13 protein-coding genes and 1 pseudogene are annotated in these 16,534 nt (G+C 71.0%); 10 read left to right on the forward strand and 4 right to left on the reverse strand.

The genetic code is table 11. From position 1 onward, the window contains the following. Positions 1–6 precede the first annotated feature (6 nt). Complete coding sequence (locus tag B079_RS0105695) at positions 7–417, forward strand: VOC family protein (protein ID WP_037801282.1); 411 nt, start codon at positions 7–9, stop codon at positions 415–417. 35 nt (positions 418–452) lie between these two features. Then, entirely contained in the window at positions 453–2,825 is a 2,373-nt protein-coding gene (locus B079_RS0105700) for an ATP-binding cassette domain-containing protein (RefSeq protein WP_018544815.1), read from the forward strand. 43 nt (positions 2,826–2,868) lie between these two features. On the opposite strand, the gene B079_RS0105705 is transcribed toward B079_RS0105700, so the two are convergent. Then, the gene (locus B079_RS0105705) at positions 2,869–3,549 is read right to left on the reverse strand and encodes a DUF305 domain-containing protein (protein ID WP_018544816.1); all 681 of its coding nucleotides are present in this window, start codon (positions 3,547–3,549) and stop codon (positions 2,869–2,871) included. A 250-nt stretch (positions 3,550–3,799) separates the two neighbouring features. Here B079_RS0105705 and B079_RS0105710 point away from each other — a divergent pair, with 250 nt between their 5' ends. After that, complete coding sequence (locus B079_RS0105710) at positions 3,800–5,302, forward strand: LVIVD repeat-containing protein (RefSeq protein WP_018544817.1); 1,503 nt, start codon at positions 3,800–3,802, stop codon at positions 5,300–5,302. Between the two features lie 79 nt (positions 5,303–5,381). On the opposite strand, the gene B079_RS0105715 is transcribed toward B079_RS0105710, so the two are convergent. Both B079_RS0105715 and B079_RS0105720 read right to left on the reverse strand, forming a co-directional pair. Then, positions 5,382–6,071: a glycerophosphodiester phosphodiesterase gene (locus B079_RS0105715; protein WP_018544818.1), complete on the reverse strand. Its 690-nt coding sequence runs from the start codon at positions 6,069–6,071 to the stop codon at positions 5,382–5,384. 164 nt (positions 6,072–6,235) lie between these two features. Continuing rightward, positions 6,236–7,398 (reverse strand): annotated as a pseudogene (locus B079_RS0105720) (adenosine deaminase). 167 nt (positions 7,399–7,565) lie between these two features. Between B079_RS0105720 and B079_RS31395 the strand changes: the two are divergent. After that, a complete protein-coding gene (locus B079_RS31395) occupies positions 7,566–8,366 on the forward strand; it encodes a DUF4190 domain-containing protein (protein ID WP_018544820.1) in 801 nt (266 codons plus the stop codon). Positions 8,367–8,458: 92 nt separating this feature from the next. On the opposite strand, the gene B079_RS0105730 is transcribed toward B079_RS31395, so the two are convergent. Then, complete coding sequence (locus B079_RS0105730) at positions 8,459–9,016, reverse strand: NADAR family protein (RefSeq protein ID WP_018544821.1); 558 nt, start codon at positions 9,014–9,016, stop codon at positions 8,459–8,461. Between the two features lie 206 nt (positions 9,017–9,222). Here B079_RS0105730 and B079_RS0105735 point away from each other — a divergent pair, with 206 nt between their 5' ends. From B079_RS0105735 to B079_RS0105760, 6 genes are all read left to right on the forward strand, one after another. Continuing rightward, positions 9,223–10,776, forward strand: a complete 1,554-nt coding sequence (locus tag B079_RS0105735) for a gamma-aminobutyraldehyde dehydrogenase (RefSeq protein ID WP_018544822.1) — start codon at positions 9,223–9,225, stop codon at positions 10,774–10,776. 63 nt (positions 10,777–10,839) lie between these two features. Continuing rightward, positions 10,840–12,087 carry a polyamine ABC transporter substrate-binding protein gene (locus B079_RS0105740; RefSeq protein ID WP_018544823.1) on the forward strand — a complete coding sequence of 416 codons (1,248 nt, stop codon included), beginning with the start codon at positions 10,840–10,842 and terminating at the stop codon, positions 12,085–12,087. Further along, positions 12,084–13,244 (forward strand): ABC transporter ATP-binding protein, encoded by a 1,161-nt coding sequence (locus B079_RS0105745; RefSeq protein WP_026248393.1) that lies wholly within the window; start codon positions 12,084–12,086, stop codon positions 13,242–13,244. Before B079_RS0105740 ends, B079_RS0105745 begins: the two co-directional genes overlap by 4 nt. Then, complete coding sequence (locus tag B079_RS0105750) at positions 13,244–14,170, forward strand: ABC transporter permease (protein ID WP_018544825.1); 927 nt, start codon at positions 13,244–13,246, stop codon at positions 14,168–14,170. Before B079_RS0105745 ends, B079_RS0105750 begins: the two co-directional genes overlap by 1 nt. After that, positions 14,171–14,971 carry an ABC transporter permease gene (locus B079_RS0105755; RefSeq protein WP_018544826.1) on the forward strand — a complete coding sequence of 267 codons (801 nt, stop codon included), beginning with the start codon at positions 14,171–14,173 and terminating at the stop codon, positions 14,969–14,971. Positions 14,972–15,011: 40 nt separating this feature from the next. Next, on the forward strand, positions 15,012–16,442 hold the full coding sequence (locus B079_RS0105760; RefSeq protein WP_018544827.1) for an NAD(P)/FAD-dependent oxidoreductase: 1,431 nt from the start codon (positions 15,012–15,014) through the stop codon (positions 16,440–16,442). The last annotated feature ends 92 nt before the right edge of the window (positions 16,443–16,534 follow it).

A 16,534-nucleotide genomic window follows, 5' to 3' on the forward strand; every position in this document is an offset into this window, starting at 1 on the left:
ACGGCCATGGACCTCAGCATTCACGCCAGCTTTCTGCCCCAGGACGACCCGGAGGCGGCCCTCGCCTTCTACCGGGATCTGCTCGGTTTCGAGCTGCGCAATGACGTCGGCTACAACGGACTGCGCTGGCTCACCGTGGGCCCCGCCGGGCAGCCGGAGACGTCCGTCGTGCTGACCCCGCCCGCCGTCGACCCCGGCATCACCGAGGACGAGCGCCGTACCATCACCGAGATGATGGCCAAGGGCACCTACGCCACCCTGCTCCTGGCCACGCCCGATCTCGACGCCGTCTTCGAGCGGCTGGCGGCGGCCGACGCCGAGATCGTGCAGGAGCCCACCGAGCAGCCGTACGGGGTGCGCGACTGCGCCGTGCGCGACCCCGCGGGCAACCTGCTCCGCATCCAGGAACGCCGCTGAGGACCGCCCGCCGTACCGGGACCGATGGAGAGACGATGACCCAGGCCAACCGGGCCGACCAGCACGCCGCCGACCGTCACGACATGATCCGTGTGCACGGAGCGCGCGTGAACAACCTCAAGGACGTCGACGTCGAGATCCCCAAGCGCCGGCTGACGGTGTTCACGGGGGTCTCCGGCTCCGGCAAGAGTTCGCTGGTGTTCGGCACCATCGCGGCCGAGTCGCAGCGGCTGATCAACGAGACGTACAGCGCGTTCGTGCAGGGCTTCATGCCCACCCTCGCCCGGCCCGAGGTCGACGTGCTCGACGGTCTGACCACCGCGATCACCGTGGACCAGCAGCGGCTCGGCGCCGACCCGCGCTCCACCGTCGGCACCGTCACCGACACCAACGCGATGCTCCGCATCCTCTTCAGCCGCCTCGCCGAGCCCCACATCGGCCCGCCCGGGGCGTACGCCTTCAACGTCGCCTCGGTCGAGGCCAGTGGCGCGATCACGGTGGACCGCGGGGCGCGCAAGGCCGAGAAGGTGACGTTCAGCCGCTCCGGCGGCATGTGCCCGCGCTGCGAGGGCCGGGGCGCGGTCACCGACATCGACCTCACCCAGCTCTACGACGACTCCAAGTCGCTGCGCGAGGGCGCGCTGACCATCCCGGGCTACAGCGTGGACGGCTGGTACGGCCGCATCTACACCGGCTGCGGCTTCTTCGACCCGGACAAGCCGATCGCCAAGTTCACCCAGCGCGAGCTGCACGACCTGCTCCACAAGGCACCCACCAAGATCAAGGTGGAGGGCATCAACCTCACGTACGAGGGCCTGATCCCGAAGATCCAGAAGTCGTTCCTGTCCAAGGACGTGGACGCGCTCCAGCCGCATGTGCGGGCCTTCGTGGAGCGGGCGGTCACCTTCACCGTGTGTCCCGACTGCGCGGGCACCCGGCTCAACGAGGGCGCGCGGTCCTCGAAGATCGAGGGCAAGTCCATCGCGGACGTGTGCGCGATGCAGATCACCGACCTGGCCGTGTGGGTGCGCGGTCTGGCGGACCCCTCCGTCGCGCCGCTGCTCACCGCCCTTGGCCACACCCTGGACTCCTTCGTGGAGATCGGCCTCGGCTATCTCTCCCTGGACCGGCCCTCGGGCACGCTGTCCGGCGGCGAGGCGCAGCGCGTCAAGATGATCCGCCATCTCGGCTCCTCGCTCACCGACGTGACGTACGTCTTCGACGAACCCACCACCGGACTGCACCCGCACGACATCCAGCGGATGAACAACCTGCTGCTGCGCCTGCGGGACAAGGGCAACACCGTGCTGGTCGTGGAGCACAAGCCGGAGACGATCGCCATCGCCGACCATGTGGTGGACCTCGGGCCTGGCGCCGGTTCGGCGGGCGGCGCGGTCTGTTACGAGGGTGATGTCGCGGGGCTGCGGGCCGGGGACACCGTCACCGGCCGCCACTTCGACGACCGGGCCCGGCTGAAGGACGGCGTGCGCTCGCCCTCCGGCGCCCTGGAGATCCGGGGCGCCGACGCCAACAACCTGCACGACGTGGACGTGGACATCCCGCTCGGGGTGCTGACCGTCGTCACCGGGGTGGCCGGTTCCGGCAAGAGTTCGCTGGTGCACGGGTCGATCCCGGCCGGTGAAGGGGTCGTCTCGGTCGACCAGAGCCCGATCCGGGGCTCACGGCGCAGCAACCCGGCCACCTACACAGGGCTGTTGGACCCGATCCGCAAGGCCTTCGCCAAGGCCAACGGGGTCAAGCCCGCGCTGTTCAGCGCCAATTCGGAGGGCGCCTGCCCGACCTGCAACGGCATCGGCGTCGTCTACACCGACCTGGGGATGATGGCCGGGACCGCCACCACCTGCGAGGAGTGCGAGGGCAGGCGCTTCCAGGCGGCGGTGCTCGAACACCGGCTCGGCGGGCGGGACATCAGCGAGGTGCTGGCGATGTCCGTGTCCGAGGCGCTGGAGTTCTTCGCCGACGGCGAGGCCCGCACCCCGGCCGCGCACCGCGTCCTGACCCGGCTGTCCGACGTGGGCCTCGGCTATCTCACCCTCGGCCAGCCGCTCACCACCCTCTCCGGCGGCGAACGCCAGCGGCTGAAGCTCGCCACGCACATGGCGGAGAAGGGCGGGATCTACGTCCTGGACGAGCCGACCGCCGGTCTCCACCTCGCCGATGTCGAGCAACTGCTCGGCCTGCTCGACCGGTTGGTGGACTCCGGCAAGTCGGTCATCGTCGTGGAACACCACCAGGCGGTCATGGCCCACGCCGACTGGATCATCGACCTCGGCCCCGGCGCGGGCCACGACGGCGGCCGTGTCGTCTTCGAGGGCACCCCGGCCGACCTGGTCGCCGACAGGTCGACGCTGACGGGACAGCACCTGGCGCAGTACGTGGGCGCCTGACCGCTCAAGGCCCGGGAGTCCTGCGGCACTTGGCGGGCAGCGGTCACGACAGCGCGCGCATCCGGCTGATCTCGGCCGTCTGCTGCGCGATCACGTCGTCGGCCATCTCCTCGATCCGGACGCTGTGACCCCGGGCCTTCACGTCCGTGGCCATGGTGATCGCCCCCTGGTGGTGGGCGATCATCAGCGTGAGGAAGAGGGCGTCGAACGCCTTGCCCTGCGCGGACTTCAGCTGCTTGAGCTGCGCCTCGGTCGCCATGCCGGGCATCGGCATGTGGGCGTGGTCGTGGGTGCCGCCCTGGTCGTGCTCGCCGCCCTCGCCCGTGCTTTCGCCGTCCGTGCGCAGCCAGTTCTTCATGGCGGCGATCTCGGGCCCCTGGGAGGCGGAGATCCGCTCGGCCATGCGCTTGACCGCCGCCGACCGGGCGCGCTCCGGGGCGAGTCCGGTCATCTCCAGGGCCTGGGCATGGTGCTCGATCATCATCGTGGCGTACGAACGGTCGGCCGCGTTGGGGGAGTTGTCGTCCGCGCGCTGCCCGGCGGCCTCCTGGGCGGACAGGGTGCGGTTCGCCTCGCCCGGTCTGCCCGGCGCGATGACCGAAGGGCCGCTCGCCGCCGCGGACTTGGTGTCCGCACCGGCATCACAGCCCCCGACCGCGAACACGGCCGCCGTGGCCAACGAGGCCGTGGCGAGGGACGCGAGGGACGCACGGCGGAAGAGCACGGTGATCTCCTGTCGCTGGCGGAGCGGTTGACGGGACGGGGCCGACGGGACGGTGTCGACGGTACGGTCGGCGAGGGTGGTCGGCGGTGCGGTCAGCGAGAGCGACCGACGGGGCGCCGGACGCGGCGGAGGGCCGTCCGGCCGAGAATTTTCAGCGGTGTCACATTGCGCACTGTTGACCTGTGCATGACGCAGACGATACTGCGGAGAAGCGTGAACCGCGTCCCCACGACCGGCACCGGAGGCAGCAGTGACCCTGTCGAGAGAATCCCGAACGCGCCACAGACGGCTGGGAGTCGGCGCAGCGGCGGCCGGGCTCCTGGCCGCGCTGCTCACCGTCGCCCCGGCCTCCGCCACCCCGGACCCCGGCGACGGCCCCGCCGCACCACAGCCCGTCTCCAGGAGCGAGGCCGCCGGGACGAGGAGCGCCGTCGCGGCCGGTGAGATACCCGGCCAGGACGAGATCGTCCACTCCCGCACCATCAAGCACCTCGCCAACGTCCCCAAGGACGCGCTGACCGGCTTCAACTCGGACATCGCCTTCCAGGGCAGGTACGCCTACGCCGGGAACTACGACGGCTTCCGCGTCTTCGACATCAGCGACCCGAAGGCGCCGAAGACGGTCGCCCAGGTGCTGTGCCCCGGCTCGCAGAACGACGTCTCCGTCTCCGGGAACCTGCTCTTCCTGTCCACCGACTCCTCGCGCAGCGACGACTCCTGCGCCAGCACCGCGCAGTCCGCGACCGAGAAGTCGTCGTGGGAGGGCATGAAGATCTTCGACATCAGCGACAAGAGGAACCCCCGGTACGTCGCCGCCGTCGAGACCGCCTGCGGCTCCCACACGCACACGCTGGTGCCGCAGCGGAAGAACGTCTACGTCTACGTCTCGTCGTACTCCCCGAGCGCGTCCTTCCCCGACTGCCAGCCGCCGCACGACGGCATCTCGGTCATCAAGGTGCCGCGCAAGGCGCCCGAGAAGGCCGCGGTGGTGGGCTTCCCGGTGCTCTTCCCCGGTGACGGGCCGGACGGCGGCGGCAACCCCGGCGCCCCCACCAACCCGGGCGTCTCCAAGACCACCGGCTGCCACGACCTGACCGTCCTGCCCTCCAAGGACCTCGCGGCGGGCGCCTGCATGGGTGACGGCATCCTGTTCTCCCTCAAGGACCCCGAGCACCCGAAGGTCATCGACCAGGTCCAGGACAACGTCAACTTCGCGTTCTGGCACTCGGCGACCTTCAACCAGAAGGCCGACAAGGTCGTCTTCACCGACGAGCTGGGCGGTGGCGGCGCGGCCACCTGCAACGCGGCGATCGGGCCGAACCGGGGCGCCGACGGCATCTACGACATCGTGGGCCGGGGCGATCACCGCAAGCTGGTCTTCCGCGGCTACTACAAGATCCCCCGCCACCAGGCCGACACCGAGAACTGCGTCGCCCACAACGGCTCGCTGATCCCGGTCAAGGGCAAGGACCTCATGGTCCAGGCGTGGTACCAGGGCGGCGTCTCCGTCTGGGACTTCACCGACTCCACCCGCCCCAAGGAGATCGCCTACTTCGAGCGCGGCCCGCTGTCCACCGACACCCTCCAGCTCGGCGGCTCGTGGTCGGCGTACTACTACAACGGCTACATCTACTCGAACGACATCATCAAGGGCCTCGACGTCCTGAAACTCGACGACCGCCGCACCGACCCGGCCCGCCGAGTCCACCTGCCCGAACTGAACGTCCAGACCCAGCCGGACTACTTCGACTGACGCACCGGCCGCCCACCTGAGGGTGGGCGGCGGGACGTGGCGTGGCACGTGGGGGCCGCACCCCCACGATCCGGTGTTCCTACGCCGTCCTCTTGCGCAGCCCCACCAGCGTCTCGATCCGGTTGGTGGTGATCGAGTCCACGCCCAGGGACAGCAGTTTCCGCATGGAGCGGCCGGTGTCCGGGGTCCACACCGACAGCAGGTAGCCGTCGTGGTGGACCCGGGCCGCCAGGTCGCGGTCGACCAGGGAGAAGCGGTAGTTGAGCCAGCGGGGCCGGATCGCTTCGAGGACGCCGGGGCGGGGGCGGGCCAGGCTGGTCCAGGTCAGGGCGATCTCCGCGGCGGGGTCGGCGGCGCGGAGGGTGAGCATCGACTCGGCGCCCGCGCAGTAGTACACCCGGTCCTTCGCGCCGCAGTCGCCGACGACACCGAGGACCCGCTCCACCGTACGGCGGTGGACCGGTCCGCACAGGTCCACCAGGACCCGGGCGCCCTCCGTCGCCGCCAGCGCCTCGGCCAGCGTCGGCACCTGACCGTCCGTCAGCTCGCGCAGCCGCTCGGCGGTCAGCGCGGACAGCGGGCGCTCGATCTCCCACAGCCGCTTCAGCGTCTCGTCGTGCAGCAGCACGGGGACGCCGTCGCGGGTGAGCCGTACGTCGATCTCGACCGCGTCCGCGCCCTGATCGAGCGCGGAGCGCAGCGAGGCGACGGTGTTCTCGCGGAAGCGGTAGGGGTCGCCCCGGTGGGCGACGGCGGTCCAGGTCTGCATGGCCGCCATTCTGGCAGCCGGGGGACGGGTCGGGGACGAGCCCCGCCTGGCGGCCGACGCGCCGGTCGGCAGGCCGCCGGGCCCTGGCCGCCGACGGCGGGTCAGCGGGTGAACCGGCCTGGCCCGCAGGGCCGGTCAGCGGCCCGACCGGCCCCGCGACCGCCTCAGCGGGTGAGCCAGGCGTTCGTGTACGTGTCGATCTCCGCCGCGATCCGCGCCTTGCCCGCCGGGTCCAGGAAGGACGCCTCCACGGCGTTCTTCGCCAGCTCGGCCACGCCCCGCTCGTCCAGGTCGAGCAGACGCGCGGCGACCTCGTACTCGTTGTTCAGGTCGGTGCCGAACATGGGCGGGTCGTCGGAGTTGACCGTGACCAGCACGCCCGCGTCCACGAAGTGCCTGATCGGGTGCTCCTCCAGCGTGCGCACCGCGCGGGTGGCGATGTTGGAGGTCGGGCAGACCTCCAGCGCGATGCGGTGCTCGGCGAGATGCGCGAGCAGCTTCGGGTCCTGGGCGGAGCTGGTGCCGTGCCCGATGCGCTCGGCGCGCAGCTCGGTCAGCGCGTCCCACACCGTCTGCGGGCCCGTTGTCTCGCCCGAGTGCGGCACCGAGTGCAGACCGGCAGCGATGGCGCGGTCGAAGTACGGCTTGAACTGCGGCCGGGGCACGCCGATCTCGGGGCCGCCCAGCCCGAAGGACACCAGGCCCTCGGGGCGGATGCCGTCCTCGGTGGCCAGGCGGGCCGTCTCCTCGGCGGCGTCCAGACCCGCCTCGCCCGGGATGTCGAAGCACCAGCGCAGCAGGGTGCCGAAGTCCGCCTCGGCCGACTTGCGGGCGTCCTCGATCGCGTCCATGAAGGGCCGCGCCGGTATGCCGCGCCGGGTGGAGGAGAAGGGGGTGATGGTCAGCTCCGCGTACCGCACCTGCTGGCGGGAGAGGTCGCGGGCGATCTCGTAGGTGAGCAGCCGGACGTCCTCCGGGGTGCGGACCAGGTCCACGACCGACAGATACACCTGGATGAAGTGCGCGAAGTCGGTGAACGTGAAGTACTCCGCGAGCGCCTCGGGGTCGGTGGGCACCTTGGAGTCGGGGTGGCGCGCGGCCAGTTCCGAGACGATGCGCGGGGAGGCGGAGCCGACGTGGTGGACGTGCAGTTCGGCCTTGGGCAGCCCGGCGACGAAGGCGGCGCGGTCGTCGCGCGCGGGGGTGCCTACGGGGGCGCCTGCGGTGCTGCTGTCGGTGCTGCGCTCGGTCAAGGGGTCCTCCCCAGGGGGAACGGCGCTCGCGGACGCACGGTGGTGCGCCGGGCGCGGGCGATCGGCTGATCGATGGTGCCCGGACATCCTAGGCCGGGCCACCGACAACGCCCGAAAACGGCCTCGGGGCCGGGGCGTGCGGCTTCGGTTCCGGCCTGTCACAGGTCGGCCACCGGGCACCGGGAAGGTAAAGGCAAGGCTTTACGATGATCCGACGAGCAGACGGAGGGGGAGGGGTCACGTGACCGAACAGCCACAGCCCGGCGCGGGCGAGGGACCGGACTACGACCCGTGGGCGCCGCCCGCGAGTGGACCGTCCCTGGAGAAGGGCGCCCCGGCCCCCGGCTCCGCTCCGGCCTCCGGCGCACAACCCCCCGTCCAGCAGCCGCCCGTGCCCCCGTCCTCGGTGCACGACCAGGCGACCATGACGTCTTTCCCATCGGCCGGATTCGGCCCGCCGCCCGTGACGGGCCCGCCGCTCGCCGGTCCGCCCGTCGCCGGTCCGCCGTTCGGCGCCCCGCCCGTCGGCGGTCCCGTCCCGCCCCCGGCGCAGGGCTGGGGCGATCCCTCCGTACCGCCCCCGCCGTACGCCCCCACCGGCCCGGGCATGGGCGCCCCGCAGCCGCCGGGCGGTTACGGCTACCCCGACTACCCCGGCCCCGCGCAGGGTTACGGCTGGAACGGCGCCCCGGCGCTGCCGCAGAACGGCATGGGCACCTCCGCGATGGTGCTCGGCATCCTGTCCCTCTGTCTGTTCTGCTTCTACGGCATCCCGTCCATCGTGCTCGGCATCATCGCGGTGGTCCTCGGCGTCAAGGGCAAGCAGCGCGCCGACCGGGGCGAGGCCACCAACCGGGGCTCCGCCCAGGGCGGTTTCGTCATGGGCATCATCGGGATCGTGCTCGGCATCCTGGTGGTCGTCTTCTGGGGCGTGCTGTTCGCGAAGATCGTGCACGACTCGGACACCGGCTCCGACGACGACCCGTACGGCTCGTACAACTCCGCGCCCAGCGTGTCCGCACCGCTGCTGCCCCGCGCCTGACACCGGGCACCGGCAGCCGACAGCACGCATTCGGCGCCGCGCTCACCAACTCGCCTGGCCCGCCCCCGTCACGGAGGGCGGGCCGCGCCCGTTCAGCCGTCCCGCAGCCGCGCCCGCGCCGCCATCAGCGCGAACCCCAGCAGGTTCGGCCCCCGCCAGCGCTCGGGGTCACCGGCCCGCTCGTCGTCCGCCGCGAGGCCGATGCCCCACACCCGGTCCACCGGGCTCGCCTCCACCAGCACCCGCTCCCCGGTGCCCAGCAGGAACGCGCGCAGCTCGTCGTGCGCCGCGAACTTGTGCACGCTGCCCTCGACGACGATCCCGGCCCGCTCGCGCGCCCATATCGCCTCGTCGAAGCCCCGGACCAGCCGCCCGGCCTCCTTCGCCTGCGCGGGATGCGCCGAGGCCAGCACCAGCCGCTCCGCCTCCGCGTCCCCGAACAGCCGCGCCTTGGCGGCCATCATCCAGTGCTCGGCCGTCGCGTACTCCACGCCGTCCACCGTGAACGGCGCGGGCCACCACTGGCTGAGACAGCCCGCGCCCGCCGAGCCGTCCGGACGCGGCCGGTGCCCCCAGAAGTGCAGATACTTCACCCGTGCCCCCGCCCGGACCTCGCTGATCAGTGTGTCCAGGCCCTCGATCTTCCCCATGACCGCGAGTGTGTCACCAGCCACTGACACTCCGTACGCCCCGGCTCATGGCGACTCGACACCTGGTCGACAGATTCCGTCGCGTAACCAAAAGGCAACAACGGAATCCCTTGTTGGCGCGATATCACTCTGTCAGGATCGGCACTCAAATCGAGCTGGAGCCACGCCACCCGGCCCCCACGGGGTGTACGGCGGAGGAGAGCGACATGCACATCCCGGGCACCGCCATCCCGGAACGATTCCCCGCACGCGACCGCTTTTCGGACGGCGCGCAGTACCTCGCGGGCCGCCCCGCGCGGGGCACCTCGGGCCGCACCCACACCGTGACCGACCCGGCCACCGGCCAGGAGATCCTGACGTACGAACTCGCGGGCACGGACGACGTGGACGCGGCCGTCGCCGCCGCCCACGCGGCCTTCCCCGGCTGGGCCGCCACCACGCCCGGCGAGCGCTCCGACACCCTGCACCGCCTGGCCGCCCTGATCGCGGAGCGCGCCGAGGAGTTCGCCCGCGCGGAATCGCTCCAGTGCGGCAAGCCGCTCAAGCTCACCCGCGAGTTCGACGTGCCCGGCACGATCGACAACACCGCCTTCTTCGCGGGCGCCGCCCGGCACCTGCAGGGCCAGTCCGCCGGGGAGTACTCCGGCGACCACACCTCGTACGTGCGGCGCGAGCCCCTCGGTGTCGTCGGCTCGATCGCGCCCTGGAACTACCCGCTCCAGATGGCCGCCTGGAAGATCCTCCCGGCCGTCGCGGCGGGCAACACGATCGTCCTCAAGCCTTCCGAGCTGACCCCGCTGACCGCCCTGCTCTTCGCCCGCGCCGCCACCGACGCGGGCGTGCCGGACGGCGTGATCAACATCGTCACCGGGACCGGACCGGAGGCGGGGGAGCGGCTGATCCAGCACCCCCGGGTCGTCATGACCTCCTTCACCGGCTCCACCGCCGTCGGCCGCCGGGTCGCCACGCTCGCCGCGGGCACCGCCAAGCGGCTCCACCTGGAGCTGGGCGGCAAGGCCCCCTTCGTCGTCTTCGACGACGCCGACCTGGAGGCCGCCGCCAACGGCGCGGTCGCGGGCGCGCTCATCAACACCGGGCAGGACTGCACGGCCGCCACGCGCGCGTATGTGCAGCGCCCGCTGTACGAGGCGTTCGTGGAGCGGACCGCCGCCCTGATGGAGACCGTACGGCTCGGCGATCCGTTCGCCCCCGGCACCGATCTCGGGCCGCTCGTCTCGCACGTCCAGCGCGACCGGGTCGCCGCCTTCGTGGACCGGGCCCGCGGGTACGCGCGCGTGGTGACCGGCGGCGAGGCGCCGGAGGGCGCGCTCAAGGACGGCGCCTACTACCGGCCCACCCTGATCGCCGACGCCGCCCAGGACAGCGAGATCGTCCAGGCCGAGATCTTCGGCCCGGTGCTGGTCGTCCTGCCCTTCGACACCGACGACGAGGGCCTGCGGCTGGCCAACGACACGCCGTACGGCCTGGCCGCCTCCGCGTGGACCCGGGACGTGTACCGCGCGAACCGGGCCACCCGCGAGATCGCGGCGGGCTGTGTGTGGATCAACGACCACATCCCGATCATCAGCGAGATGCCGCACGGCGGCTCCAAGGCGTCCGGCTTCGGCAAGGACATGTCGGCGTACTCCTTCGAGGAGTACACGCAGGTCAAGCATGTGATGTTCGACAACACGGCGGTCGCGCGCAAGGACTGGCACCGCACGGTCTTCGGGGACCGCGCGCACCCGGACACCCCCTGACCGGCCCCGCGCCCCCTCTCCTCTCCGACTCTCCGACGGTTCTTCCGAAAGGGCACCACGCGCATGGAGCAGTACGAGCCCGACTGTCCGAGCCCGGCCGTGACGACCGCGATGCGGCGCAGCCTGAACGGCGGCCGGGCGGCGCTCACCCGCCGGTCCCTGCTGCGCGCCGGTGCGGGCGGCGCCTTCGCGGCCGGCGGACTGGCCGCCCTGAGCGCCTGCGGCATCCCCCCGGCGGGCCGGGCACCCGGCGGCACCCCGGCCGACGACCACTCGGCCCAGGAGAAGACGGTGAACTTCTCCAACTGGACCGAGTACATCGACGTCTCCGACGACAACAAGCGCCACCCCACCCTCGACACCTTCCGGCGGCGCACCGGCATCAAGGTCGCCTACACCGAGGACATCAACGACAACAACGAGTTCTTCGGCAAGATCAAGCCGCAGCTCGCCGCGGGCCAGGCCACCGGGCGCGACCTCATCGTGGTCACCGACTGGCTGGCCGCCCGGATGATCCGCCTCGGCTGGGTGCAGAAGCTCGACCCCGCCCACCTCCCGCACGCCTTCGCCAACCTCTCGGCCCAGTTCCGCACCCCCGACTGGGATCCGGGCCGCGCCTACTCCTACCCCTGGCAGGGCATCTCCACGGTCATCGCCTACAACAAGAAGGCGCTCGACGGCATCGAGGTGAGATCCGTCTCGGACCTGCTCGACAACCCGAAGCTCAAGGGCCGGGTCGGCTTCCTCTCCGAGATGCGCGACAGCGTCGGCATGACCCTGCTCGACATGGGCAAGGACCCGGCGCGCTTCACCGACGACGACTACGACGCGGCGATCGCCCGGCTGCAAAAGGCCGTCGACAAGGGCCAGATCCGCCGCTTCACCGGCAACGACTACACCTCGGACCTCACCAAGGGCGACTTCGCGGCCTGTGTCGCCTGGGCCGGGGACGTCGTCCAGCTCAAGGCGGACAGCCCCGACGTCGACTTCGTCATACCCGACAGCGGATACCTGACGTCGACGGACAATATGCTGATCCCCAACAAGGCACGTCACAAGACGAACGCCGAGCGGCTGATCGACTTCTATTACGAACCCGAGCAGGCCGCCGCGCTGGCCGCCTACATCAACTACGTCACTCCGGTCGACGGGGTAAAGCCCTGGCTTGCCAAGATCGACCGGGACGCGGCGGCCAATCCGCTGATCGTCCCCGACAAGGCCATGCAGGCGAAGTCCCACGCCTTCCGCTCCCTGAGCCAGAAGGAAGAGACGGCCTACGAAGAAAAATTCGCGAAGCTCACAGGGGCGTGACGAGGATGAAGACGACGACAGACGGCAGCGGAGACGTCCGCCTCGACGGGATCGGCAAGACGTACGGCGCGTTCACCGCCGTGCATCCGCTGGACCTGATCGTGCCCCAGGGCTCCTTCTTCGCCCTGCTCGGCGCCTCCGGCTGCGGCAAGACCACCACCCTGCGCATGATCGCCGGGCTGGAGGAACCTTCCTGCGGCACGGTGCGCCTCGGCGACCAGGACGTCACCCAGCTGCCGCCGTACAAGCGGCCGGTCAACACGGTCTTCCAGTCCTACGCCCTCTTCCCGCATCTCGACATCTACGAGAACGTCGCCTTCGGCCTGCGCCGGCGCGGGATCAAGAGCGTCAAGAAGCAGGTCGAGGAGATGCTGGACCTGGTCCAGCTCGGCGAGCAGGCGCGCAAGAAGCCGCACCAGCTCTCCGGCGGCCAGCAGCAGCGCGTCGCGGTGGCCCGCGCCCTGATCAACCACCCCAAGGTGCTCCTGCTCGACGAGCCCCTGGGCGCCCTCGACCTCAAGCTGCGCCGCCAGATGCAGCTGGAGCTGAAGCGCATCCAGACCGAGGTCGGCATCACCTTCATCCACGTCACGCACGACCAGGAAGAGGCCATGACCATGGCCGACACGGTCGCCGTGATGAACGCGGGCCGCGTCGAGCAGCAGGGCTCGCCCACCGAGCTGTACGAGAACCCGCGCACCACCTTCGTCGCCAACTTCCTCGGCACCTCCAACCTGATCGAGGCCGAGGTCGACTCCCGCTCCGGCGACGACATCGTGCTGCGCGCGGGCGACGGCAAGCTGCTGCTGCCCGCGGCCCGCTGCTCCGCCCCCGCGGCGACGGGGGAGAAGGTCCTCGCCGGAATCCGCCCCGAGAAGATCGCGCTCACCCACGCCGACGACGCGGGCTCGGTCCCAGGCGGCCGCAACCGCCTCACCGGCACCATCGCGGACGCCGGTTTCATCGGCGTCTCCACCCAGTACGTGATCGACAGCCCGGTCGCGGGCGCGCTCGCGGTGTACGCGCAGAACGTCGAGCGCGACACCCGGCTCGTCCCCGGCGCCGAGGTCGTCCTGCACTGGAACCCGGCCCACACCTTCGCCCTGGACGCGGCCCAGGACATCGACGCGGGCACCGAGGAAGAGGCGGCCGTCTGATGCCGACGCTCACCGAGGCGCCCCCGCCCCTGACCACGGCCGAGCCCGCGCAGGCGCCCCGCAGACGCGGCCGGTTCACCCCGTACTGGCTGCTGCTGCCCGGCATCCTGTGGCTGGTCGTGTTCTTCGCGCTGCCGATGGTCTACCAGGCGTCGACCTCCGTGCAGACCGGCTCGCTGGAGAAGGGCTACCAGGTCACCTGGCACTTCGCCACGTACTGGGACGCGCTCGCCGAGTACTGGCCGCAGTTCCTGCGCTCGGTGCTCTACGCCGCCGCCGCGACCGTGCTGTGTCTGCTGCTCGGGTATCCGCTGGCGTATCTGATCGCGTTCCGCGCGGGCCGCTGGCGCAATCTGATCATGGTGCTGGTGATCGCGCCGTTCTTCACCAGCTTCCTGATCCGCACCCTGGCCTGGAAGACGATCCTCGCGGACAACGGCCCGGTCGTGCACGCCATGAACAGCCTGCACCTGCTCGACCTCACCGACTGGCTCGGCTGGACGGCGGGCGATCGGGTGCTCGCGACCCCGCTCGCGGTGGTGTGCGGACTGACGTACAACTTCCTGCCGTTCATGATCCTGCCGCTGTACACCTCGCTCGAGCGGATCGACGGGCGGCTGCACGAGGCCGCGGGCGATCTGTACGCCCGGCCCTGGACCACCTTCCGCAAGGTCACCTTCCCGCTGTCCCTGCCCGGCGTGGTCTCCGGCACGCTGCTCACCTTCATCCCGGCGGCCGGTGACTACGTCAACGCCGAACTCCTCGGCTCCACCGACACCCGCATGATCGGCAACGTCATCCAGACCCAGTTCCTGCGCGTCCTGGACTATCCGACGGCCGCCGCGCTCTCCTTCATCCTCATGGCCGCGATCCTGGCCATGGTGACCTTCTACATCCGCCGGGCCGGGACGGAGGACCTCGTCTAAATGCCGCTCGTCACCTGGCTCAAGCGCCGTCTCGTGGTCATCGCGGGGCTGCTCACGCTCGCCTATCTGCTGCTGCCGAACATCGTCGTGACGGTGTTCTCCTTCAACAAGCCCAAGGGCCGCTTCAACTACGCGTGGCAGCGGTTCTCCACCGACGCCTGGAAGGACCCGTGCGGGGTCGCCGACCTGTGCGGCTCGCTCTCGCTCAGCCTCCAGATCGCCCTGTGGGCCACGCTCGGCGCCACCGCGCTCGGCACGATGATCGCCTTCGCGCTGGTGCGCTACCGGTTCCGGGCGCGCGGCGCGATCAACTCGCTGATCTTCCTGCCGATGGCGATGCCCGAGGTCGTCATGGCCGCCTCGCTGCTCACCCTGTTCCTCAACATGGGCGCGCAGCTCGGCTTCTGGACGATCCTGATCGCCCACATCATGTTCTGCCTCAGCTTCGTCGTCACCGCGGTCAAGGCGCGCGTGATGTCGATGGACCCGCGTCTGGAGGAGGCCGCCCGCGATCTCTACGCGGGCCCGGTGCAGACCTTCTGCCGGGTCACCCTGCCCATCGCGGCACCCGGGATCGCCGCGGGCGCGCTGCTGTCCTTCGCGCTGTCCTTCGACGATTTCATCATCACCAATTTCAACGCGGGCTCGACCGTCACGTTCCCCATGTTCGTCTGGGGCTCGGCACAGCGCGGTACGCCCGTCCAGATCAATGTCATCGGCACGGCCATGTTCCTGCTCGCCGTGCTGTTCGTGCTGGTCTCGATGCTCGTCACGGGCCGGCGCGGCCGTCAGAAGGCGTGAGCCGTCCAAGGGTGTAGCAGCCCTGTAGGGAGTTGAAATCATGGCCCCGAGCGCCATGAGCCGTGGAAAAGACAACTGGATCTCCTCTCTCTCCGAAGCCCAGCCGGTGCCGTACTGGCTGGAAGACCCCGGCAGGCCGCAGGCCGAGGCCGCCCTCACCACCACCGAGACCTGCGATCTGCTCGTGGTGGGCGGCGGCTACAGCGGACTGTGGAGCGCGCTCAACGCCAAGGAGCGCGACCCCGGCCGTGACGTGGTGCTCCTCGAAGGCCGCGAGGTGGGCTGGGCCGCCTCCGGGCGCAACGGCGGCTTCTGCGCCGCCTCCCTCACCCACGGCCTGCCCAACGGCATGGCCCGCTGGCCGGGGGAGATCCGCACGCTCCAGGACCTCGGGCGGCGCAACCTCGACGAGATCGAGGCCGCCCTCGCCCGCCACGGCATCGACTGCGACTTCGAGCGCACCGGCGAGATCGACGTCGCCACCGAGACCTACCAGGCGTGGGAACTGCGCGACTGGCACCGCGAACTTGAGGACAAGGGCCTCGCCGACGGCATGGAGTTCCTGGACCGCGACGCTCTGCGCGCCGAGGTGAACTCGCCCACCTTCGAGGCCGGGCTGTGGGACCGCCGGGGCGTGGCCATGGTGCACCCGGCCAAGCTCGCCTGGGGCCTCAAGCGCGCCTGCCTCGCCCTCGGGGTGCGGATCTACGAGCACACCCCCGCGCTCACCCTGAAGCCGTACGGCGCGGGCATGGCCGTCACCACGCCCTACGGCGCCGTCCGCGCCCGCAAGGTCGCGCTCGGCACCAACATCTTCCCGAGCCTGCTGCGCCGGGTGCGCGCATACACCGTGCCGGTCTACGACTACGCGCTGATGACCGAGCCGCTGAGCGCCGCGCAACTGGCGTCCCTCGGCTGGAAGAACCGCCAGGGCCTGGGCGACTCGGCCAACCAGTTCCACTACTTCCGGCTCTCCGCCGACAATCGCGTCCTGTGGGGCGGCTACGACGCGATCTATCCGTACGGCGGCCGGGTGCGCGCGGAGTACGACGACCGGCCGGAGACCTACGCCAAGCTGGCCGGGCACTTCTTCACCTGCTTCCCGCAGCTGGAGGGCGCCCGCTTCACCCACGCCTGGGGCGGCGCCATCGACACCTGCTCGCGCTTCTCGGCGTTCTTCGGCACCGCCCACCGGGGCCGGGTCGCGTACGCGGCGGGCTACACCGGGCTCGGGGTCGGCGCGACCCGGTTCGGCGCCGATGTGATGCTGGACCTCCTGGACGGCGCGGACACCGAGCGCACCCGCCTGGAGATGGTCCGCAAGAAGCCGCTCCCCTTTCCGCCGGAGCCCTTCGCCTGGACCGGGATCGCGCTGACCCGCTGGTCACTGGCGCGGGCCGACGCCCAGGCCGGGCGGCGCAATCTGTGGCTGCGGGCGATGGACCGCATCGGGCTGGGCTTCGACAGCTGAGCGGTGTGACCTGGGTCACCCGAAAGAGTGCCGGAAAGCCGCGTAATGCTCCCCGGTCCACCTCCCTCTCCCTCCCGGGCGCGACGGCGTCC

The sequence above is a fragment of the Streptomyces sp. LaPpAH-108 genome, from assembly GCF_000373625.1.
Taxonomy (GTDB): Bacteria; Actinomycetota; Actinomycetes; order Streptomycetales; family Streptomycetaceae; genus Streptomyces.